Source organism: Niveispirillum sp. KHB5.9, from assembly GCF_048066115.1.
In the GTDB taxonomy this organism is placed as follows: Bacteria; Pseudomonadota; Alphaproteobacteria; order Azospirillales; family Azospirillaceae; genus Niveispirillum.
The window spans coordinates 143,583-163,966 of the sequence record NZ_JBLTYX010000013.1; the positions used below are offsets into that span (position 1 = coordinate 143,583).

The 20,384-nt window shown below is 64.3% G+C and carries 19 protein-coding genes and 1 tRNA gene; 12 read left to right on the forward strand and 8 right to left on the reverse strand.

Translation table 11 applies throughout. The features are described 5' to 3' along the window. The first annotated feature begins 120 nt into the window (after positions 1 to 120). From ACM9HJ_RS20295 to ACM9HJ_RS20325, 7 genes are all read left to right on the forward strand, one after another. Positions 121 to 195, forward strand: a tRNA-Gln gene (locus ACM9HJ_RS20295). Positions 196 to 468: 273 nt separating this feature from the next. Next, a complete protein-coding gene (locus ACM9HJ_RS20300) occupies positions 469 to 1,755 on the forward strand; it encodes a hypothetical protein (RefSeq protein WP_416573583.1) in 1,287 nt (428 codons plus the stop codon). Positions 1,756 to 2,056: 301 nt separating this feature from the next. Then, complete coding sequence (locus tag ACM9HJ_RS20305; RefSeq protein ID WP_416573584.1) at positions 2,057 to 3,043, forward strand: hypothetical protein; 987 nt, start codon at positions 2,057 to 2,059, stop codon at positions 3,041 to 3,043. Positions 3,044 to 3,489: 446 nt separating this feature from the next. After that, complete coding sequence (locus ACM9HJ_RS20310) at positions 3,490 to 4,497, forward strand: sulfate ABC transporter substrate-binding protein (RefSeq protein WP_416573585.1); 1,008 nt, start codon at positions 3,490 to 3,492, stop codon at positions 4,495 to 4,497. A 195-nt stretch (positions 4,498 to 4,692) separates the two neighbouring features. Then, positions 4,693 to 5,547, forward strand: a complete 855-nt coding sequence (gene cysT / locus ACM9HJ_RS20315) for a sulfate ABC transporter permease subunit CysT (RefSeq protein ID WP_416573586.1) — start codon at positions 4,693 to 4,695, stop codon at positions 5,545 to 5,547. 1 nt (position 5,548) lies between these two features. Next, positions 5,549 to 6,418 (forward strand): sulfate ABC transporter permease subunit CysW, encoded by an 870-nt coding sequence (gene cysW / locus ACM9HJ_RS20320; protein ID WP_416573587.1) that lies wholly within the window; start codon positions 5,549 to 5,551, stop codon positions 6,416 to 6,418. Between the two features lie 13 nt (positions 6,419 to 6,431). After that, on the forward strand, positions 6,432 to 7,475 hold the full coding sequence (locus tag ACM9HJ_RS20325) for a sulfate/molybdate ABC transporter ATP-binding protein (RefSeq protein WP_416573588.1): 1,044 nt from the start codon (positions 6,432 to 6,434) through the stop codon (positions 7,473 to 7,475). 58 nt (positions 7,476 to 7,533) lie between these two features. On the opposite strand, the gene ACM9HJ_RS20330 is transcribed toward ACM9HJ_RS20325, so the two are convergent. Continuing rightward, on the reverse strand, positions 7,534 to 7,827 hold the full coding sequence (locus ACM9HJ_RS20330) for a DUF1244 domain-containing protein (protein WP_416573589.1): 294 nt from the start codon (positions 7,825 to 7,827) through the stop codon (positions 7,534 to 7,536). A 212-nt stretch (positions 7,828 to 8,039) separates the two neighbouring features. Here ACM9HJ_RS20330 and ACM9HJ_RS20335 point away from each other — a divergent pair, with 212 nt between their 5' ends. After that, a complete protein-coding gene (locus tag ACM9HJ_RS20335) occupies positions 8,040 to 8,204 on the forward strand; it encodes a hypothetical protein (protein ID WP_416573590.1) in 165 nt (54 codons plus the stop codon). 99 nt (positions 8,205 to 8,303) lie between these two features. Here ACM9HJ_RS20335 and ACM9HJ_RS20340 read toward each other — a convergent pair whose 3' ends face one another. From ACM9HJ_RS20340 to ACM9HJ_RS20365, 6 genes are all read right to left on the reverse strand, one after another. After that, entirely contained in the window at positions 8,304 to 9,077 is a 774-nt protein-coding gene (locus ACM9HJ_RS20340) for an N-formylglutamate amidohydrolase (protein ID WP_416573591.1), read from the reverse strand. Between the two features lie 46 nt (positions 9,078 to 9,123). Then, positions 9,124 to 10,590: a coniferyl aldehyde dehydrogenase gene (locus ACM9HJ_RS20345; RefSeq protein WP_416573592.1), complete on the reverse strand. Its 1,467-nt coding sequence runs from the start codon at positions 10,588 to 10,590 to the stop codon at positions 9,124 to 9,126. A 57-nt stretch (positions 10,591 to 10,647) separates the two neighbouring features. Continuing rightward, positions 10,648 to 11,169 carry a hypothetical protein gene (locus ACM9HJ_RS20350; protein WP_416573593.1) on the reverse strand — a complete coding sequence of 174 codons (522 nt, stop codon included), beginning with the start codon at positions 11,167 to 11,169 and terminating at the stop codon, positions 10,648 to 10,650. 6 nt (positions 11,170 to 11,175) lie between these two features. Continuing rightward, positions 11,176 to 11,706 (reverse strand): hypothetical protein, encoded by a 531-nt coding sequence (locus ACM9HJ_RS20355; RefSeq protein ID WP_416573594.1) that lies wholly within the window; start codon positions 11,704 to 11,706, stop codon positions 11,176 to 11,178. A 139-nt stretch (positions 11,707 to 11,845) separates the two neighbouring features. After that, entirely contained in the window at positions 11,846 to 12,685 is an 840-nt protein-coding gene (locus ACM9HJ_RS20360; RefSeq protein WP_416573595.1) for a ChbG/HpnK family deacetylase, read from the reverse strand. A gap of 10 nt (positions 12,686 to 12,695) precedes the next feature. Then, positions 12,696 to 13,682 (reverse strand): ABC transporter ATP-binding protein, encoded by a 987-nt coding sequence (locus tag ACM9HJ_RS20365; RefSeq protein WP_416573596.1) that lies wholly within the window; start codon positions 13,680 to 13,682, stop codon positions 12,696 to 12,698. A gap of 205 nt (positions 13,683 to 13,887) precedes the next feature. On the opposite strand from ACM9HJ_RS20365, the gene ACM9HJ_RS20370 reads away from it, so the two are divergent. After that, entirely contained in the window at positions 13,888 to 14,076 is a 189-nt protein-coding gene (locus tag ACM9HJ_RS20370) for a zinc-finger domain-containing protein (protein ID WP_416573597.1), read from the forward strand. 110 nt (positions 14,077 to 14,186) lie between these two features. Here the strand turns inward: ACM9HJ_RS20370 and ACM9HJ_RS20375 are convergent, their stop codons facing one another. Further along, positions 14,187 to 15,026 (reverse strand): CAP domain-containing protein, encoded by an 840-nt coding sequence (locus ACM9HJ_RS20375; protein ID WP_416573598.1) that lies wholly within the window; start codon positions 15,024 to 15,026, stop codon positions 14,187 to 14,189. Between the two features lie 210 nt (positions 15,027 to 15,236). On the opposite strand from ACM9HJ_RS20375, the gene ACM9HJ_RS20380 reads away from it, so the two are divergent. From ACM9HJ_RS20380 to ACM9HJ_RS20390, 3 genes are all read left to right on the forward strand, one after another. Next, on the forward strand, positions 15,237 to 15,566 hold the full coding sequence (locus tag ACM9HJ_RS20380; protein ID WP_416573599.1) for a hypothetical protein: 330 nt from the start codon (positions 15,237 to 15,239) through the stop codon (positions 15,564 to 15,566). Between the two features lie 348 nt (positions 15,567 to 15,914). Next, positions 15,915 to 17,027, forward strand: a complete 1,113-nt coding sequence (locus tag ACM9HJ_RS20385) for an efflux RND transporter periplasmic adaptor subunit (protein WP_416573600.1) — start codon at positions 15,915 to 15,917, stop codon at positions 17,025 to 17,027. Positions 17,028 to 17,111: 84 nt separating this feature from the next. Next, positions 17,112 to 20,255: an efflux RND transporter permease subunit gene (locus ACM9HJ_RS20390; RefSeq protein ID WP_416573601.1), complete on the forward strand. Its 3,144-nt coding sequence runs from the start codon at positions 17,112 to 17,114 to the stop codon at positions 20,253 to 20,255. Positions 20,256 to 20,384: the final 129 nt, after the last annotated feature.

The window sequence follows — 20,384 nt, forward strand, 5'->3', positions numbered from 1 at the left end:
GATCGCTTGTGTTCGCCAGTCCCAAGGCGCCGCAGGCGGGCGCAGTAGCGGCCGCGAGAGCCTATTGCACCGGGAGGTCAAACTGACTATGGTGCGCGCCGCCCGTGAACGGGCCGGTGTTGGGGCGTCGCCAAGCGGTAAGGCAGCGGTTTTTGGTACCGCCATTCCCAGGTTCGAATCCTGGCGCCCCAGCCACCCCGTTTGATTTTCCCGCCAAATCAAACCGATGCACGCCGGACGCTGGCCTTTGCGCATATATGCGACGGGTCATCTTGCGGTCCAAAAGGATCGGTTGGAAAATGGCGGTAGGAGCAATAGATAAAATTTTGTATACTTGTCCGATGGTGGATAGTCGAACCTATGCCTTTGGGGTATAAAGTCCGGTAAAAGGCACGGGCAAGCGCACCATCGTATGGGCGGAGACCGGCTGGAACCGGTTCTCCAACGGAAGGGCGCAAGGGCAGCTTCATGAATCGCCAACCGAATGCACCGAAACGCGACTGGGTCCGGGTGAAGCCGGGCGAGCGTTCGTCTGCGAATTCGATGAATGAAAAGCCCGAATATGACGACCAGAAGCTGCTGACGCTGCTGCAAAGCGCCAAGCGCGAGGTCCAGGGGCTGCGCCTGATCCATCTGCATATGTCGCTGCTGAAGGACAAGAGCCAGCTCGACCTGATCTCCATCAAGCGGGCGATGCAGGAGACGGCGGACCAGTCGGCCTATCTCCAGCTTTTCTCGCTGTCCAATGACGACGTCATCGTCCTGTACAAGGGCATCAAGTTCTCTCTGATCTCCGACGTCTGTTCCAAGATCGAAAAGCTGATGCTGTCGCGCACCTCCATGGTGAAGCGCAATCCCTATGGGGAAGACAGCCTCTATTCCATCATGGAATTGTCGCTGAACTTCGTGAATGTCATCCGCTTCATCGAGGGGCTGGCGCGGGAAAGCAACGCGGACGCCGCCAAGGCGGAGACGAAGCCACCGATCACGCTGGAGGAACTGGGTAAGATCGAACGTGCCGTGCAGATGTTCGACCTGTCGCCCTTTATGCTGAACCAGCCGGTCGTCGACATCACCAATGGCGAGCAGAACCAGTTCGAATATTTCGAGCTCTATATCGCCATCAAGGCGCTTGAAGAACGGCTGTCGCCCAATTACGACATCACCGCCAACAAGTGGCTGTTCAGCTATTTCACGGCCAACCTGGATAATTCGGTGCTGAAGGCACTGAATTACGGCGTGGATTTCCTGCGCGGCCGCCGCATCGGCCTGAACCTGAACCTGTCGACCATCATGTCGGCGGCTTTCGTGAAGTTCGATGAGCGGTTGACGGCCGACCTGCGCGGCAATGTCATCCTGGAGATCAACAAGGCCGATCTGGTGGAGAATATCGATACCTACAAGGAAGTGGTCGATTTCGCCTCCTCCAAGGGTTACCAGATCTGCATCGACGGGCTGAACGATTTCTGGGTCACGCACATGGACCTGGAATATATGGCCTGCGACTATGCCAAGATTTTCTGGACCGACGAGATGGACATGATGTCGGACCATGAGTACGAGGTGTTCGCCGAAAAGGTGCGGGCGCAGAGCAATTGTCGCTTCATCCTGGCCCGCTGCGGCTCCGTTTCCGGGCTGATGTTCGCGGAAAAGGCCGGAATCCAGCTGGTCCAGGGCCGTATCGTGGACAATATCCTGCGCAAGGGCGTGCTGCTGCGCGACGCCATCAAGAGCGCCAAGATGATGAATGACTGAACGGTTGGTACCGGTAAAGGTTACGACTGTCTGTCCATTTCATGTCTCTTTATCGCAAGCGTCCATATAAGGTTCGTCAACCTATCCTCAGGATGATATGGTCCTTGTCGTATAAAGGGACGGGGCGGCTATACTGGCAGTTCTATCGTGTTCCCTCACGCGCCGGGCGGGCGCGTCCGCACCCTTGGCTTCCGCGCCATGAGGTGTGGGCTGGCAGTCGCCGGCCTCCATGGGTCATTTCCATGATCCATGGCTTCAATCGTTGCGGACCGTGGAAACGGACCGCCCGGAGATGGTGGCAGTGTCTGAGAAGAGCGTGACAGAAGCACAAGGCAAGGAAACCGGTGAACAGAAGGGTGATACCAGCACCCATTTCATGTTCACCAGCAAGGTTTTCCAGCTGCCCGGCGGCTATTTCGCCCTGTCCAAGGACAATAACGACGCCGTCTTCAACGTCCATCTGGGTGAGGTCTGGGGCAAGATTCCCTTCCGCACCCTGCGCGAGAGTTTCCAGATCGAGGATAAGAGCGACGATGCACGCCTGCTGTCCATCGTCGAGAAGGGCCTGAAATACGTCAAGGAGATCAGGCCCGGCGACAGCATCCCGCGCGAGCTGCTGGATGGTTCGGCCTCCTGGCGGGTGGATGAACGCCACCTGACCATTGCGCGTGGCCGCCTGACCCTGCAGCTGGTGTCCTGGATCACCGGCCGGGAAGAGGCGATCACCGACCGCTACAAACTTGAACAGATCGTCGACGACCCGCTGACCAAGAGCCGGGCGCAGGAAGCTTTCTCCAAGTTGGCCAAGCAGTTCGGCCTGCCGGAGGAGCGCAAGCAGGAGATGGTCGACAAGGTAGACTATCTAGCGCGCGAGCTGTCTTATATTGAGGCGCTGCGCGACCGGTATGGTCATGTGCAGAAGATCATGGCCAAGCTGTCCCAGGCCAAGCGCAGCTTCAAGGGCGACGGGCAGATCGTGTCCGATGTCTCGCGCATGCAGGCGCTGGCCAAGACGCCCGTCGCCAATTTCGATGATATCTTCGAACAGGTGGATGCCCAGACATCGGAAGTGATGGCCATGCTGCGCACCTTCGACGCGCAGGTCGCCTTCATCCGCCGCATGCGTGACGAGTTGCACACTATGCTGATGGTCTGGGATGAGATGATCGATATGTGGGACGGCCACGATATCGACAAGGAGCCGGAGACCGAATCCCGGCTGAAGCGCACCTACCAGTTCCTGGCCAAGAACTTCCTGATCAGCAAGGTCTGGCAGCGCGGCGGTTGAACAGGGAAGGGGTAACCCATCCTCCCTGTTGCCCAGCACTCTATTTTCCGATACATTCATGTAAAATGACGTCCGGGTGGGAAATCCCGGCGGGCGGCGCATGCCGCCAATTCATGCATGTTGGGCTGAATGACAGCTGCATGTGGCCCTAGGATGGGGCGGATCGACTTTGAGATAAATTACCATAGCACTGAAATTATTGGATATTTTTGATTTCACATATTTTTCCAGGAAAAATGTGCTGTTGATTTATAAACAACATGCATTTGGCGTGGTAAATTCTTATTGACAGTCAAATCGGGTGGGTACAAAGTCCATATTGCCGATAGGGATTACCCCTTCGGCCGCGGCAATTTGATCGCGCAGCTTGCGCCGCGTCACCAAACGCTAAAGCGCCACGAACCAGCTTCGTGGCAGCCGCCTTTAGAAAAGAGGGAGTTTCCACGATGAAATGGTTCAAGCGGGTTGCCGTCACCACCGCCGCCCTGGCCACGCTCGCCGTGTCGCCCGTGTGGGGCAGCGGGCAGATCCTGAACGTCTCCTACGACCCGACGCGTGAACTCTATAAGGAGTTCAACGACGCCTTCGCCAAGCACTGGAAGGCCACGACGGGCGAGGAGATCGAGATCAAGGCTTCGCATGGCGGTTCCGGCAAGCAGGCCCGCTCCGTCATCGACGGTCTGGACGCGGATGTCGTGACCCTGGCACTGGCGTCCGATATCGACGCCATCGCGGAGAACACCGACCTGCTGTCCAAGGAATGGCAGGCCAAGCTGCCCTACAATTCCACGCCCTATACCAGCACCATCGTGTTCCTGGTCCGCAAGGGCAACCCCAAGGGCATCAAGGATTGGGATGACCTGATCAAGCCCGGCATCCAGGTGATCACGCCGAACCCCAAGACCTCGGGCGGTGCGCGTTGGAATTACCTGGCTGCCTGGGGTTATGCCGCCGATAAGAACGGTGGCAGCCAGGAAGCCGCCAAGGATTTTGTGGGTAAGCTGTTCAAGAATGTGCCGGTCCTGGATACCGGTGCCCGCGGCTCTACCACCACCTTCGTCCAGCGCGGTATCGGCGACGTGCTGCTGGCCTGGGAGAATGAGGCGTTCCTGGCCATCAACGAGCTGGGTGCCGACAAGCTGGAGATCGTGGTCCCGTCGGTTTCCATCCTGGCGGAACCGCCGGTGGCCGTTCTGGACAAGAATGTCGACCGCAAGGGTACGCGCAAGGTGGCCGAGGCCTACCTGACCTATCTCTACACGCCGGAGGGTCAGGAACTGGCGGCCAAGCATTACTATCGCCCCCGCCTGCCGCAGCTGGCCCAGAAATATGCCGACCGTTTCCCCAAGGTGAAGCTGTTCGACATCACCAAGTTCGGCGGCTGGCCGGTGGCCCAGAAGGCGCACTTCGCCGATGGTGGCGTGTTCGACCAGATCTACAAGCCCGGTCAGTAATGTTCCGGTAGGGCCGCCCGGCTCTTGGAGCTGGCGCCGGAGTGAATTACCCTGACCCCCTGATGGCACCCCGCCGCGGCCCCTGGCCCGGCGGGGCATCCTTGTCGATAAGGGGGCGGATTTGGACAGGAACCTCACCTTGCGTTCATTTCCTTCCCCGCGGTCCCGGCCGGTGGCCGCAAAGGGGGCCGCGATATGACGGCACCCTCCTTCTTCCCGCTTTTCCGTCGGCGCAACCGTTCCATCATTCCGGGCTTCGGCCTGACGATGGGCATCACGCTGACCCACCTGACACTGATCGTGTTGATCCCGCTGGCGGCCTTGCTGATCCGCCCGTGGGATATCGGCCTGTCCGGCTTTTTCGCGCAGGTGACGGAACCGCGCGTGCTGGCCTCGCTGCGCCTGTCCTTCGGCGCATCCTTCGTGGCTGCCGCCATCAATGCCGTCTTCGGCTTGGCTGTGGCCTGGATGCTGGTGCGGTATGATTTCCCGGGCAAGCGGGTGGTGGATGCTATCGTCGACCTGCCGTTTGCCCTGCCCACCGCCGTGGCCGGCATCGCGCTCACCTCGCTTTACGCTCCCAATGGCTGGGTGGGCCAGTATCTGGACCCGCTGGGCATCAAGGTCGCCTATACGCCGCTGGGCATTGTCGTGGCGCTGACCTTCATCGGCCTGCCCTTCGTGGTGCGCACGGTGCAGCCGGTGCTGGAGGAGTTGGATACGGAGCTGGAGGAGGCGGCGGCCTGCCTGGGCGCCACGCGGTTCGAAACCTTCATCCGCGTCATCTTCCCTGTGATCTTCCCGGCCCTGCTGACCGGTTTCGCCCTGGCGCTGGCCCGCGCGGTGGGCGAGTACGGGTCCGTCATCTTCATCGCCGGCAACATGCCGATGGTGTCGGAGATCGCGCCGCTGCTGATCGTGATCAAGCTGGAACAGTTCAATTATGCAGGCGCCGCGTCGGTGGGCATCGCCATGCTGCTGCTGTCGTTTGCCATGCTGCTGGTGATCAATCTGCTGCAGCGCTGGTCGCGGCGCTGGGCGGGAGTGTGACATGGCCGGATATTCGCAATCCCCCAAATCCCGCGTCACCCTGGCGGAGCCGGTCTGGGTCAAGGCGCTGGTGCTGCTGGCCGCCCTGGGCTTTCTGGGCTTCTTCATCCTGCTGCCGCTGGCCGCCGTGTTCACGGAGGCTTTGCGCCGCGGGGTCGGCACCTATCTGGAAGCCATGGTGGAACCCGATGCCTGGGCCGCCATCCGTCTGACCCTGCTGGTCGCGGTCATCGCCGTGCCGGTCAATGTGGTGTTCGGCATCGCCGCCGCCTGGGCCATCACCAAGCACAAGTTCCCGGGTAAGTCGCTGCTGCTGACCCTGATCGACCTGCCCTTTTCGGTCAGCCCGGTGATTTCCGGTCTGGTCTATGTGCTGCTGTTCGGCGCGCATGGGCTGATGGGGCCGTTCCTGCGGGAGCATGGCATCCAGATCGTCTTCGCCGTGCCGGGGCTGGTGCTGGCCACCATGTTCATCACCTTCCCCTTCGTGGCGCGCGAGCTGATCCCGCTGATGCAGGCGCAGGGCGTGGATGAGGAGGAGGCGGCCATCACCCTGGGCGCTTCCGGCTGGCAGACCTTCCGCCGCGTGACCCTGCCCAATATCCGCTGGGGTCTGCTGTACGGGGTCCTGCTTTGTAACGCCCGCGCCATGGGGGAGTTCGGCGCCGTGTCGGTGGTGTCCGGCCATATCAGGGGTGAGACCAACACCATGCCCCTGCATGTGGAGATTCTCTACAACGAGTATAATTTCGTGGCGGCCTTCGCCGTCGCCTCGCTGCTGGCCATCCTGGCCCTGGTGACCCTGGTCGCCAAGTCGCTGCTGGAATGGCGCCATGGCGCCGAACTGGCCGCATCCGCCCGCCGTCATTGATGGGAACGTCCCCATGAGCATCAATATCAAGAACTTGACCAAGCGGTTCGGCGGCTTCGCGGCTGTGGACGGGATCGATCTGGATATCCAGCATGGCGAGCTGATGGCCCTGCTGGGCCCGTCCGGGTCGGGCAAGACCACCTTGCTGCGCATGATCGGCGGCCTGGACTATGCCGATGAGGGCACGCTGCTGATCGAGGGGCAGGACGCCACCGTGTCGGAGCCGCATGCACGGCGCGTGGGTTTCGTCTTCCAGCATTACGCCCTGTTCCGGCACATGAGCGTGTTCGAGAATGTGGCCTTCGGCCTGCGCGTCGCGCGGCGCAAGCCCAAGCTGGCCGAGGATGCGATCCGCACCCGCGTGCATGATCTGCTGGAGCTGGTGCAACTGCGCCCGCTGGCCGGCCGTTATCCCAACCAGCTGTCGGGCGGGCAGCGGCAGCGCGTGGCCCTGGCAAGGGCGCTGGCCACCGAACCGCGTGTGCTGCTGCTGGATGAACCGTTCGGGGCACTGGATGCCAAGGTGCGCAAGGAACTGCGCCGCTGGCTGCGCGACATCCACAAGGGCATGGGCGTGACGACGGTGTTCGTCACCCATGACCAGGAGGAGGCGCTGGAACTGGCCGACCGGGTGGCCATCCTGAACAAGGGCCGGATCGAACAGGTGGGCACCCCGGCGGAGGTCTATGACCAGCCGGCCTCGGCTTTCGTCTGCGATTTCCTGGGGGGCGGTACCAAGCTGGACTGCGTGGTGACCGACGGGGCGGCGGTCATCGCCGGCACGCGGGTGCCCGTGGTCAACACTCTGCCGCCGCCGGGTCCGGCCACGGCCTATGTCCGTGCCCATGACATCGACTTGGCGGAACCGGGGGAGGTGGGCACCCTGTCGGCCACCATCCGCCTGATCCAGCCGGTGGGGCCGCAGCTGCGCCTGGACCTGCTGCTGAATGACAAACTGGTGGAAGCGGTCCTGGACCGCCATGCCACCACCGCGTCGCTGGAACCTGGGCAGACCGTGTCACTGCGCCTACGCCGCGCCAATGTCTATGCCAGCTGATCCGGCTGATCAGTGGTGAGTGAGAAGGCGGCCGTCCCGGGGATGGCCGCCTTTTTTATCAATGCGCGCTGGCCTGCTGGAAGGCGGCTTGCTGTTCGGGCGAGGCTTCGCGCTGGTGCCTGGCCTTCCATTCCTCATAGGGCATGCCATAGATCAGCTCCCGCGCCGCGGCGTCGCTGATCTCCACCCCGCGATCACCTGCCTCCGCCCGGTACCATTTGGACAGGCAGTTGCGGCAGAAGCCGGCCAGATTCATCAGGTCGATATTCTGCACATCGGTGCGCGCCTGCAGATGCGCCACCAGGCGGCGGAAAGCGGCGGCCTCAAGCTCGATACGGGTCTGGTCGTCCATGGTCGGGTTTCCTCGGGCGGGAGTGGCAAATGTTGGCGTTGCATGTGGTTTATCCCAACCGGGATTTAAAGGAAACCTTCTAAAATTTTAGGTGATTACAGACGATTACTTTTGCTGTTGCCGACCTCGCCGAAGCATGCATCAATGGAGATAAGATCAAAGTATGTAGACTTAAGTATCGGCTTCGGAGGGGATTAAGTATGATTATTGATATGCGCACCCGTCTGCCCCACGGGCACATCGCCACTCACGCCGCCAATATCAGCTTCCATGCACAGCGGCTGAACCGCTGCGCGGCGGAACTGAGCGCGGCACTGGCGGAACTCCAGGCGCTGGATGTGCGGGCGCTGCTGGCGGAATTCGAAGCGGCACGCTGAAGATTCGTAGGTCAGGTCGAGCCGGAGGCGAGCCCTGACATTCATCGGCACCGTAGGTCAGGGCTCGCCTCCGGCTCGACCTGACCTACGGTCGTTGCATCAGACTGATGCCAGGATCGGCGGCAGCAGCCTTGCCAGGCGCGTCGCCCATTCCTGCGCACCTGCCGCATCGGCAATCAGATCCTGGCGGATTTCCAGCATCAGCACGGGCAACCCCGCCTCTTCCCCATGATGGATGATGGTGAAGTCGGTGCCGGTACGCGCACTATAGGGTTCGTTGTCGCCGACCGTCAGGTCGCCCTCCGCCCGCAGCGCCTCCAGCATCGGCAGGGCCATGCGGCCGTCGCGGTTCCACAGCACCCCCACCTGCCATGGCCGGCGGAATCCGTTCATCTGCGGCGTGAAACTGTGGATCGACACCAGCACCGGCATCTGGCCGCGCGTCCGGATGGCGGCGCGCTGTGTGGTGATGGCATCGTGATAGGGCTTATAGAGCGCTTCCATGCGCAGGGCGCGGGCGGTTTCCGACAGATCCTGGTTGGCGGGCACGGGCGTGCCGTCGCTGACCGGCGGCATCAGGGTCGGGCTGTCGGGCCAGCGGTTGCAATCCACCACCAGCCTTGAATAGACCGATAGTACGGCGCGCGCATCCAGCAACCGCACCAGTTCTTCGGTCACTGCCGCCGCCCCGATATCCCAACCGATATGCCGGTCCAGTTCCGTCGGCGATACGCCCAGCCCGTGCAGGCCGGCGGGCACCGCCCGGCCGGCATGGTCGCAGACCAGCAGCAGGCGGCTGGTGCTGTCGGGGTTGAGGATGCGGACAGGTACCGGATCGGCTTCGGTCAGCAGAGAGGGCGGGGCGATATCCATGCCTTCCTGATTATCGCAATTGCCGGAGCGATAAAAGTGCCGCCCATCATCTTCCGATCAGCCAGCGCAGCATCCGGTCGATCCGTTCCCCATAAGGTGGGCGGACCAGCCGGGCGGGGCTGAAGCGGCTGGCGCGGAACAGGGGGCGGGCCTGGCTGAAGGTACGGAACCCCGCCTCTCCATGATAGGAACCCATGCCGCTTTCCCCGACGCCACCGAAGGGCAATCCATCCTGGGCGGCGTGCAGCAATGTGTCGTTCAGCGTCACCCCGCCCGCCCGGGTGCGGCCCAGGATGAAATCCACATCCGCCTTCCGCCGGCTGAACAGATAGAGCGCCAGGGGCCGTGGCCGGCTGTTGACCAGGGCCACCGCCTCCTCCACCGTCAGATAGGACAGGATGGGCAGGACAGGCCCGAAAATCTCCTGTGTCAGTACCGCCGACCCCTCCGGCACCTGCCAGAGCAGGGTTGGGGCCAGCTTGCGTTTGGCCGGTTCCAGCGCTTCCCCGGCGGGATTGATGAACCGGGCATTGGCCCCACGTCGCCGCGCATCGTCGATCAGGCCCAACAGCCGTTCGTAATGCTTATCTGTTACGATTGCGGAATAGTCTGCATTGTCGCCCAGCCGGGGATAGAGTCTGGATGTTGCTTTCTCGAAATGATCGATGAATTCCGCTTCCCGCCCACGGGGTACCAGAGCGTAATCGGGGGCGATGCAGGTCTGGCCGGCATTGAACAGTTTGCCGATGGCGATGCGTTCGGCGGCCAGCGCCATGTCGAAGCCGGGTCCGATGATGGCGGGCGACTTGCCGCCCAGTTCCAACGTGACGGGGACCAGCGCATCCGATGCGGCGCGCATCACCTGTCGCCCCACCGATGTGGAGCCGGTGAACAGCAGATGGTCCAGGGGCAGGTGACTGACGGCCTGGGCCATGTCCACCCCGCCGGTGACCACCGCCACCTCCGTGGGATCGAACACTTCCGCCAGCAGCCGTTCCAACAGGGCGGCCGTGTGCGGGGTCAGTTCCGACGGTTTCAGCAGCACCCGGTTGCCGGCGGCGATGGCGGCCGTCAGCGGCACCAGGGCCAGTTGGATGGGATAGTTCCAGGGGCTGATGATGCCGACCACACCCAGCGGCACCATCTCCACCCTGGCCCGGCCGGGCAGGAAGGGCAGCGCAACGCCCACGCGTTGCGGGCGTATCCAGCGGGAAAGATGCTTGCGGGCGTAACGGATGGCGGACAGGCTCGCCTGGATGTCGGCCAGCCGTGTCTCATGCGGGGACCGGTGGCCGAAATCCCGGGATACGGCCTCCACCAGGGCCGCCTGGTATTTCACGATCACACGGGCAAGATGGTCCAGAGCCTCGTCACGGCGGTCGGCGGTCAGGCCGCCATCATGGCGCCAGCCGGTGCGCAGCTGGGTGAAGGCACCGGACAGGCGCTTGTCGGCGGCGCTGGCCAGTTTCTGGCGCACCTGGCCCGATGGGAATTCGATGACGGCATCCACCATGGCGCCCTCCCTGCCCCGTATCCGGTCGGGCCCGGCGTTCCCGTGGCGGTCGGGTCGTCAGGCGCGCCGGAACCGTTCAACCTTCATGATGCGATAGCCCATCGATTGCAGGAACTTGGGTTCCGCCCGGAATTTGGCATCGCGATCGGTCGTTCCAGGTACAATATAGGTACGGCCATTGGCCCATTCCACGGCCTGATCCGCAGGGATGATGCTGCCCGGCCCCCCGGCATTGGCGATGGTCACTTCCCACAGCTTGCCATGACCCAGCGTGGCGCGGTCGAACATGAACAGGCGCTGCTTCGGCGCCTCGCCCAATGCCGCGATCTCCGCGTCGATCTGGGCCCGCGCCTCGGTCAGTTCGCCGATGTCGCCGCGGATCTTTGACAATTCACCATCCACCTGCCCGCACAGGGAACGCAGGGTATTGCAGGCCACTTCCAGCTTGTGCTGGTCCTCCTCCACGGCGCGCAGGTTGCGCTGATACTCGGCCACATCGCCTTCGATCCGGCGCATGACGGCGGCGGCATAGGCGATGGAGACGAGCATCAGAAGGACGAGACCGACCTGGATCAGCATGGTGCCTCACTCCGCCGCGATGGCGGACGATGCCGCCGGCACCGCCTTGGACAGGACGAAGCCGCTGTCGGGTGGGAAGTTCGTACGGGCGATGCGGTTGGCATCATCGGCATTGTCAGCCCAGATCTCGACGAAATGGCGGGCCGCGCGGAACTTGCTGTCCTTCACCACATTCTGGCCCAGCGTCAGGGTGCTGCCCAGGGTCATGGGCACGGTGAACAATCGGCGGGAACCCGACGCCTCGCCCAACTCGTGGATGACGACGTAATTGTCTTCCTTGGCCAGTTTCAGGCGGCGCTGGGCATCGGCCAGCTGTGTGGTTGCGGCTTTGCGGTCGACCTCCCCCTGGCGGATGGCTTCCTGCCCGTCGCGATAGGCCTTGGTCAGTTCCTCCTGCTTGCGGTGCAGGTCGCGATTCTGTTCGGTGATGCGGGTGATCTGGGCGCGGCGGGAATAATAGAGGATCTGCCGGATCAGCGCGATGGAGACCGCACCGATGGCCGACAGGATGCCCATAACGAAAAGGACGGTGTTCATTTCCAAGCTGGCAATCCTGCGCTCTCGTGCCCTGCACCGTTCCCCCGTGCTGCCCGAACCAGGGGAATCATCCGATAGGGTACCACCTCAGGCTGGGCCTGTCGCGGCCAAGAACCTATCCCAAAGCTGTAAGGGGGCGTTATCCCAGGAAAATCCCGGCATGTGAGAGCGCATCAGGCCAGGTCGGGCCGGCCAGATAGTCCATTTCGGCCAAGCGTGCGCCCACCACCGGGTCCAATGAAGCCAGTTCCGTATCGCGCCGGGCGGGGTGGACCATGATCACGCCACCGGCCGGCGATCCATCCAGGAAACGCGCCATCAGGGCGGGAAAATCGCCTATGAAGCCATAGATGCCGGCAAATCCCCGGTTGGTCGGGATGGCGCGGGCGGCGGCCTGTGCCGCCAATCCGCGTGCCAGGGCGGCGATGAACAGGGCCTTACCCACCGTTACCCCGCGATGCAGGATGCGGCCCGCCGGTTCCGCACAATCCCGCAGCCAGACGGTGCCGGGTGCATAGCGACGGGTGATGGCGTCCAGCAGCAGCGGACGGATGCCGGGCAGCAGGTGCAGATGCTGGTGCCCGTCCACGAAATGCGGGGCTCGGCCCATCGCATCCTCGAACGCGTCCAACTGCCGGCCGATCTCCGCCGCCAGCTCGGCTTTGGCTGCCCCGCTGGACAGTAGCCCGGCATGCGACAGAGCCAGCCAGCGGCTCAGCGTGGGGAAGCGCCCGCCGGGACAGAGGCTTGGCATCGGGCCCAGCGGTGACAGCGCCCCCGTCAGGGTCAAATGCAGGCCAGTCGCGAACCCGTCCGGCGTGTCGAGCAACCGCACCGCATCCGCCTTCCAGCGCGGGGACGGCACCATGGCGCCGGTACCCGACAGGCGGCCCGCCCGCGCCAGGTCCAGGATGCCGTCCGACACGCCCGGCGACAGGGCGTAATCATCGGCGATGACGCGGATGGGCCGCAGCGTCACGGAACCGGCCTCAGGCGGCGGGCGCGCGGGTCATCTGCAGGAACACGTCCTCCAGGTCGCTTTCCACCATCGATAAATCCTTCACCGCCAGACCGGCGGCGGCCATGGCGCCCAGCAGGTCTGCCACGGGGGTCTGGCTGGGCTTGTAATGGATGGTCAGGCGGCGCGGCCCGTCCAGCTTGGCATCGAAAGCGGCGAAGGCGTCGGGCACGGCCGCCAGATCGGCGTCCAGCGTCACCACCATCTCCTTGCTGTCGATGCGGCCCAGCAGCTTCTCCGTCGATTCGCAGGCCACGACCTGGCCATGATTGACGATGGCGATGGTGTCGCAGAGCTCCTGCGCCTCCTCCAGATAGTGCGTGGTCAGGACGATGGTGGTGCCGGCCTTGTTCAGTTCCCGTACATGGGCCCACAGGCTCTGGCGCAGTTCCACGTCCACGCCGGCCGTCGGTTCGTCCAGCACCAGCACCGGCGGGGCGTGCACCATGGCCTTGGCCACCATCAGGCGGCGGCGCATGCCACCCGACAGGGTGCGGGCATAGGCATTGGCCTTGTCCTTCAAACCGACGGCCTCCAGCAGCGCCTCGGTCTGGCGCTGCGCCCTGGGCACGCCATAGAGGCCGGCCTGCAGATCCAGGATCTCGCGCGGGGTGAAGAACGGGTCCAGGTTCAATTCCTGCGGCACAACGCCGATGGCGGCGCGGGCGGAGCGGGGATGGGCATCGATATCGATGCCCCAGATCCTGGCCGTGCCGCTGGTCTTGTTCACCAGCCCGGCCAGGATATTGATGGTCGTGCTCTTGCCCGCCCCGTTGGGGCCTAGCAGCCCATAGATCGACCCTCTGGGGATGGAGAGCGACACGCCCTTCAGCGCCTCCTTCGGCGGGGCCTTGGCTGTGCCGCGATAGGTCTTGCGCAGATCCTTGATCTCGATGGCGGCGGCGGGGGCATTGCCGCTATCGGCGATGTCGGCGGAACGGTTCAGGCTGTCGGGCATGGGGATCGGTTCCCGGGGGCTGGACGACGCGTCGCGTCGGGACATGGCTCTGGCGTACACCGGCGGCCATGGGCGGTCAATTTGCCGAAGGGCAGGGGCGCCCGCTGTGATGGCCGCCCGACCTTGCGCAAACCGCGCGCCGGAGTATGATGCGCCGCACCCGACATATCGGGTCCCAGTTCGAACGCTTCAAGGAACGAGAGACATGCAGCCGGCCGAGACCATCTATATCGACGAAAGCGACGTCGGCTGCGATGGCGGCGGCGGGGCCCTGGGCCATCCGCGCGTGTATCTGTCTCTGGCCCCGCATGGTCATGTCGATTGCCCCTATTGCGGCCGCCACTATATCCAGACCGAAGCCGGCAAGGCCGCCGGCGGTGGCCACGGGCACTGATTTTGTTCCCTCAGGCGCCGGGTGCCGCCATCCGGCGGCTTGGCTTACGCCGCATGAGCGGCGCGGCGGCAGTCGCCGCCGTGGTGGTTTTCGGATATCCGAAAACCACTCTATGTAACCAGGATCATCGGCCCCGGATGGATGGTGAATTTCGCCGTCCGTTCCGTCTTCTCCTGTGTGCGGGCGAAGAAGCTGCGGTGCAGGCCTTTGCCGGCCGGTGCCTGCAATGATCCCGGACGGGCGAAATCATCCGCCGATACCTGTCGGGCCAGGGGCACCAGCGCCAGGCCGCTGAAGGCGCCATCGGCCGCCTGCTGGCTGCCGGCCGGCAGGGGGGCGCCGGCGGGAACGGTCACCGGCATGTCCGCCATCAGCAGGGCGGCGCGTTCGGCGAAAAGCTGCACCAGCATGAACCCCTCCTGCCCGACGGCGGCGCCGAAGCCGGCATGGGTCCAGCGCGGGTCCAGGATGTTGGACCGGTGCCCCGGCGACTGCATCAGATTGTCGACCGCCAGCCTTCCCGCCGCCTCCGGCCGATCGGGATCGAAGGCGCTGCTGGCATAGAGATTCTCCCCATTCACCCCCACCATCCGGCGATGCAGCAGGGCGATGCGGTCGGCCGCGTGCCGCCCGCCCGCATCCTGGTGCCCGAACGGCGCGCCCGCCGCCAGCTGTGCCGCGTAGTGGCGGGCGATCCAGCCCAGGTCGGCATCGTCACGCAGGAAGGAGGCGCCTTCACCCAGGCGGATTTCCCCCGTGGCTTTCAGTGCCGCCATTTCCGCCGTTGTCAGCAAGGACCGTTCCCCCGCCTGCCGACGGAAATCCGCGAAGGTGGCGGCGTAGGGACCGACCCGGTCCAGGGGCAGGGAATTGGCACGCAACAGCGGGACCGAATCCCCATCGGCGGCCTGCACAGGCCTGGTCGCCAGCAGTGCCAGGGCCGTCAGCATTAGGCCGCGACGCCCCACCCCATCCCTTTGGTCATGACCGTCCGCGCCTGTGACAATTCGCGGGGACTTACCTATTGTTGAGGGGCATTGCATCCCGAATCGCACCGTATATAGTAGTTCGAAGTAGTTTTCGGACGATTACTTGTAAACGACGTATTAACACACCCCTATCCCGCCCGTTAAGCAGAACCTGATCCAAGCCTCGAAACCATGTCCAACAGCCACAACCATAGCCAGAACAGCTCCCGTGCCGGTGCCATGCGCCTGCCCGTGACGAAGCTGCCCTTTGTAGGGGAACGGTCGGACGGCCGTTTCGGCTATTGGGTATTGCCTGAACAGGCGGAAGAGGCTGACCCGCGTATCGCCGGCCGTACCTATGCCGCCTGGTTCCTGCTGTTCGAGGAATATAACGGGCAGGCCGCTGCCGACGATCTGATGGACCGGATCGAACGGGAAATGCCGTCCCGCTATCCGTCCGTCGATCGCGCCTTCCTGCGCGAACTGACCAGCCGGCAGTCGCGCAGCAGCAGCGCCGCCTGATCACCCGCCTCCCATGTGAAATGCAATGCCGGACCACAGAAAACGGCCCGCGCCCTGCCGTCCGCGCATGGCTTTTCCTTCAAATGTAAAAGTTTGTCCCCTATCGCTCCCAGTTACCATTGCGTAACAATTGCAGGGTTGGATGGCGGGCTTTGGCGCTCTAGTTGGAAAGCGTCGGCATCCAATTACGGGATTTTCTCTGTCGGCCGCTCCTGCAAGCGGCTGCGGATGGCAGGCATAGGGATTTACCGGAGGCTCCTTTCCCGCCAATGGGATAGAGTGGCTTCGCTTTCGATATGGATCATGCCCGCGCCACCGGCGGGGCGAAACAGAACAGCGGACAGGAAAATGCGCCTGCCACTTCAAATCGCCACGGTCGTTGCCCTCGTCGCCGTCGGCGGCGGTATCTGGTATATGACCGGGCGCGGCGGTGGCCATGGGGCCAACCAGCAGCATGCCAACCAGGCGCGCCCCGTACCCGTCCTGGCCGCTCATGTCACGCGCGGCGACATCGCCGTCACCTTCGACGCCATCGGCACCCTGCGCGCGAATGAGGCGGTGACGGTGACGGCCAAGACCGCCGGTCTGGTCCGGTCCATCAATTTCACCGAAGGCCAGTTGGTGGAGGCCGGATCCGTGCTGATCGCGCTGGATGACAACGAAGTGCGGGCCAACCTCGCGGTGGCCGAATCCGCGCGCCGCAACTCGGCCCAGCTGCTGGAGCGCGCCCGCACGCTGTTGCAGCGCCAGAACGTGTCGCAGGCCCGCGTGGATGAGCTGTCCTTGCAACTGGCCGGCAACGAGGCGGAAGTGCGTGCCGTGCAGGCCCGCCTTCAGGACCTGACCATCCGCGCACCCTTCACCGGCTATACCGGCCTGCGTCAGGTCAGCCCCGGCGCCCTCGTGCGTCCGGCCGACGTGGTGACGACGCTGGACGACACCCGCACCGTGAAGCTGGAATTCACCGTGCCGGAGGCGTCACTGCGCAACCTGCGCCAGGGCATGGAGATTGCAGCCCTGTCGTCCGTCTATCCGGGCCAGACCTTCGTGGGCACGGTGACGGCCATCGATACCCGTGTGGACGCCATCACCCGCACGGTGGCCGCCGTGGCCCGTATCGACAATGAAGATGGCCGCCTGCGGCCCGGCATGTTCATGACGGTGCAGCTGACGCTCGATAACCGCGCCAATGTGGTGCTGGTGCCGGAGGAATCGCTGGTGCCCGTGGGCGACCGCCAGTTCGTGTTCCTGGTGGTTTCCGGCAAGGTGGAGCGCCGGCCGGTGACCATCGGTGCGCGTTCGCGCGGCGTGGTGGAAATCGCCGAAGGGCTGCAGGGCGGTGAGCTGGTCATTACCCGCGGCATCCAGAAGGTACGCGACGGCGTCTCGGTGGAGGCGGAGGTCGTGAACGGGGCCTCGGCTGGCGGCGCTTCGCAATCGGCGGCCCGCCCCACCCTTTGAGGTTTCGCCCCGCCCCCTTTCAATGACGGTCCGCCGCGGCGGTGGTGACATGGACATGACAGCGATACGCGTGGGAAGCCCGCCATGGTGATCTCCGACATCTCGATCCAGCGCCCGGTTCTCGCCTTCGTGATCAGCGCCATGCTGGTCGTGTTCGGCGTGCTGGGCTACGAAAAGCTGCCGGTGCGCGAGCTGCCGAAGATCGACTATCCCATCGTATCCATCTCCGTGAGCTATCCCGGTGCCTCCGCCGAAGTGGTGGATAACGAGATCACGGAGCGCATCGAGGGCGTGATCAACGGCATCGAGGGCGTGAAGACCATCCGGTCCCGCTCGCGCGAGGGCGGTTCCTCGGTGTCGGTGGAATTCGAGATCGACCGCGATATCGACGCCGCCTCCAACGATGTGCGCGACCGCGTGGGCCGCTTGTCCGACAATCTGCCCGAAGAGGCGGACCTGCCGGAGATCAGCAAGGTCGATGCCGACAGCAATCCCATCATGTGGATCACCCTGTCGTCCGACCGCATGAACCAGCTGGAGCTGACGGATTTCGTCCGCCGCTATTATCTGGACGCGCTGGGCACGGTGCCGGGCGTGGCGCAGGTGCGCATCGGCGGGCGCCGCGACTTCGCCATGCGCGTCTGGCTGGACCGCAACGCGCTCGCCGCCCGCCAGGTGACGGTGCAGGACGTGGAAGCCGCGATCCGGCGTGAGAATGCCGAACTGCCGGCCGGCCGCATCGAAAGCGCCCAGCGTGAATTCACCGTGCGCACCGACACTCGCCTGAATCGCCCGGAACAGTTCGCCGCCATCCTGGTCCGCCAGGACGGGGCCAACTGGATCCGGCTGGGCGACGTGGCGCGGGTGGAGGTTGCGGCCCGCGACGATCGCGGTGATTTCCGCATCAATGGCGGCAGCGCCATCGGCATCGGCATCATCCGCCAGTCCACCGCCAACACGATGGAAGTGTCGCAGGGCGTGCGCGTGCTGCTGGAGCAGTTCCGCGCCAACCTGTCGACCGGCATGTCTCTGGAGATCCGCCAGGATGACGCCACCTTCGTGGGCCAGTCGATCTATGAGGTGTTCCATGCCATCGCCGTGGCCGTCGGCTTGGTGGTGCTGGTGGTCTGGGTATTCCTGCGCACCTTCCGCGCCACGCTGATCCCCGTGGTCGCCATCCCGGTGTCGCTGGTGGCGGCTTTCGGCATCATGGCGGCGCTGGGTTTTTCCATCAATGTGCTGACGCTGCTGGCCTTCGTGCTGGCCGTGGGTCTGGTGGTGGACGACGCCATCATCGTGGTGGAGAACATTTCCCGCCGGATCGAGGAGGGAGAGCCGCCGCTGTTGGCAGCCTATCGCGGGGCGCGGCAGATCGGTTTCGCGGTGATCGCCACCACGGCCGTGCTGATCGCGGTGATCGCGCCCCTGTCCATGCTGCCCGGGGACCAGGGCCGCCTGTTCCGGGAATTCGCCATCGCCCTGATGGCCGCCATCTTCTTCTCTTGCATCGTGGCGCTGACCCTGTCGCCCATGCTGTCATCGAAGCTGCTGAAGGGCCATCAGGAGGCGCGCGGCCTGTTCCGCTACAGCGAGGCCTTCCTGGACGGGGTCACCCGCGCCTATGTGGCGCTGCTGCGCTTCATGCTGAATGCCCGCGTGCTGCTGCTGGCCGGTATGGCCGGGGCGCTGGCATTGACCGGCCTGGTGGCGATGAGCCTGCCCAGCGAACTGGCGCCGGTGGAGGATCGCGGCGTGGCCCGCATCTCCATCGCCGCCCCGGAAGGGGCCAGCATGGATTACACCATGCAGGAGATCGGCCGGGTCGAGGCGCTGATGCAGCCCTATCTGAAGTCCGGCGAACTGGACAGCGTACTCACCATCGTCAATCCCGGCTGGGGTGGCAATTCCGGCGTCAATCGCGCCATGGTGGTCATCCGCACGCCGATGTGGTCGGAGCGGGTGAGTGACCGGACGGTGCCGCAGATCATCGATGAACTGCGCCCGCAACTCTCGGCGATTCCCGGCTCGCGCATCGTGCCCTCGCTGCCCTCGGGCCTGGGTGGCGGCGGTGCCTCGGCCAACCAGGTGCAGGTGGTCATTGGCGGCAATACGTTCGAGGAACTGGCCGAATGGCGCGACACGCTGATCCAGCGGCTGGAGCAGTATCCCGGCCTGACCGGCTTCGCCGCCGACTATGACGAGACCAAGCCGCAGCTTTACGTGACCGTGGACCGCAACCGTGCCGCCGACCTGGGCGTGCCCGTGACCGTTGTCGGCGGCACGCTGGAAACGCTGCTGGGCGAGAAGCTGGTGACCCGCTATCTCGACCGCGGCGAGGAATATGACGTGGTACTGCGCGCGGAGGCGCAGGATCGGTCCAACCCCCGCGACCTGTCCAACATCTTCGTGCGCTCCACCACGGGCGGCGGTACCGGCCAGTTGATCCCGCTCGCCAACCTTTTGCACGTGCGCGACGTGGCCGGCCCGACGGAGCTGAACCGTTACAACCGCCTGCGCTCCATCACCATCACCGCCAACCTGAACCAGGGGGCCGTGATGGGTGACGCCATCAAGGAAATCCGCCAGGCCGCAGCCGAAGTGCTGCCGCCCGAGGCGCGCCTGAATTTCGAAGGGGCTGCGCGCTTGCAGCTGGAAGCCAGCAGCGCCATCTGGTTCGCCTTCGGCATGGCCATGCTGGTTGCCTTCCTGGTGCTGGCGGCACAGTTCGAGAATTTCCGCCTGCCGGCCATGATCCTGGGATCGGTGCTGCCCGCCGGCCTGGGCGGCATCCTCGCCATCGCCGTCACCGGCATGTCGCTGAACACCTATACCCAGATCGGCCTGATCATGCTGATCGGCCTGATCGCCAAGAACGCCATCATGATCGTGGAGTTCGCCAACCAGCTGCGCGAGGAAGGAAGGGAGCTGCTGGATGCGGTGGTGGAGGCCTCGCAGCTGCGCCTGCGCCCGATCCTGATGACCTCCATCGCCACGGTGTTTGGCGCCATGCCGCTGGCGCTCGCCCATGGGGCGGGTGCGGAGAGCCGCATGGCCATCGGCTGGGTGATCGTGGGCGGTGTGACGGTGGGTACGGCCCTGTCGCTGTTCATCACGCCCGTGCTCTACAGCATGTTCGCCCGCGGGGTCCAGCCCATCGGCATCATCCGCCGCAGGATCGAGGAAGAGGAACGCCGCCACGACGCTCCGCCGCAGGTGCCGGCGGAGTGACGTTGGGTTTAGCCCTTATGCGCGAAATATTCGGGCACCTTCATCGAGGTTCTCTCAACCGTCACCTCGGCGAAGGCCGGGGCCCAAGTGACAAGCGCTTCGCTCTACGACTTGGGCCCCGGCCTTCGC

Bases quoted from the DNA above. Each gene is read 5' to 3' on its own strand.
- ACM9HJ_RS20300 (WP_416573583.1), top strand. From the start codon at position 469: ATGAATCGCCAACCGAATGCACCGAAACGCGACTGGGTCCGGGTGAAG.
- ACM9HJ_RS20310 (WP_416573585.1), top strand. From the start codon at position 3,490: ATGAAATGGTTCAAGCGGGTTGCCGTCACCACCGCCGCCCTGGCCACG.
- cysT (WP_416573586.1), top strand. From the start codon at position 4,693: ATGACGGCACCCTCCTTCTTCCCGCTTTTCCGTCGGCGCAACCGTTCC.
- cysW (WP_416573587.1), top strand. From the start codon at position 5,549: ATGGCCGGATATTCGCAATCCCCCAAATCCCGCGTCACCCTGGCGGAG.
- ACM9HJ_RS20325 (WP_416573588.1), top strand. From the start codon at position 6,432: ATGAGCATCAATATCAAGAACTTGACCAAGCGGTTCGGCGGCTTCGCG.
- ACM9HJ_RS20330 (WP_416573589.1), bottom strand. From the start codon at position 7,827: ATGGACGACCAGACCCGTATCGAGCTTGAGGCCGCCGCTTTCCGCCGC.
- ACM9HJ_RS20335 (WP_416573590.1), top strand. From the start codon at position 8,040: ATGCGCACCCGTCTGCCCCACGGGCACATCGCCACTCACGCCGCCAAT.
- ACM9HJ_RS20340 (WP_416573591.1), bottom strand. From the start codon at position 9,077: ATGGATATCGCCCCGCCCTCTCTGCTGACCGAAGCCGATCCGGTACCT.
- ACM9HJ_RS20345 (WP_416573592.1), bottom strand. From the start codon at position 10,590: ATGGTGGATGCCGTCATCGAATTCCCATCGGGCCAGGTGCGCCAGAAA.
- ACM9HJ_RS20350 (WP_416573593.1), bottom strand. From the start codon at position 11,169: ATGCTGATCCAGGTCGGTCTCGTCCTTCTGATGCTCGTCTCCATCGCC.
- ACM9HJ_RS20355 (WP_416573594.1), bottom strand. From the start codon at position 11,706: ATGAACACCGTCCTTTTCGTTATGGGCATCCTGTCGGCCATCGGTGCG.
- ACM9HJ_RS20365 (WP_416573596.1), bottom strand. From the start codon at position 13,682: ATGCCCGACAGCCTGAACCGTTCCGCCGACATCGCCGATAGCGGCAAT.
- ACM9HJ_RS20370 (WP_416573597.1), top strand. From the start codon at position 13,888: ATGCAGCCGGCCGAGACCATCTATATCGACGAAAGCGACGTCGGCTGC.
- ACM9HJ_RS20375 (WP_416573598.1), bottom strand. From the start codon at position 15,026: ATGCTGACGGCCCTGGCACTGCTGGCGACCAGGCCTGTGCAGGCCGCC.
- ACM9HJ_RS20380 (WP_416573599.1), top strand. From the start codon at position 15,237: ATGTCCAACAGCCACAACCATAGCCAGAACAGCTCCCGTGCCGGTGCC.
- ACM9HJ_RS20385 (WP_416573600.1), top strand. From the start codon at position 15,915: ATGCGCCTGCCACTTCAAATCGCCACGGTCGTTGCCCTCGTCGCCGTC.
- ACM9HJ_RS20390 (WP_416573601.1), top strand. From the start codon at position 17,112: ATGGTGATCTCCGACATCTCGATCCAGCGCCCGGTTCTCGCCTTCGTG.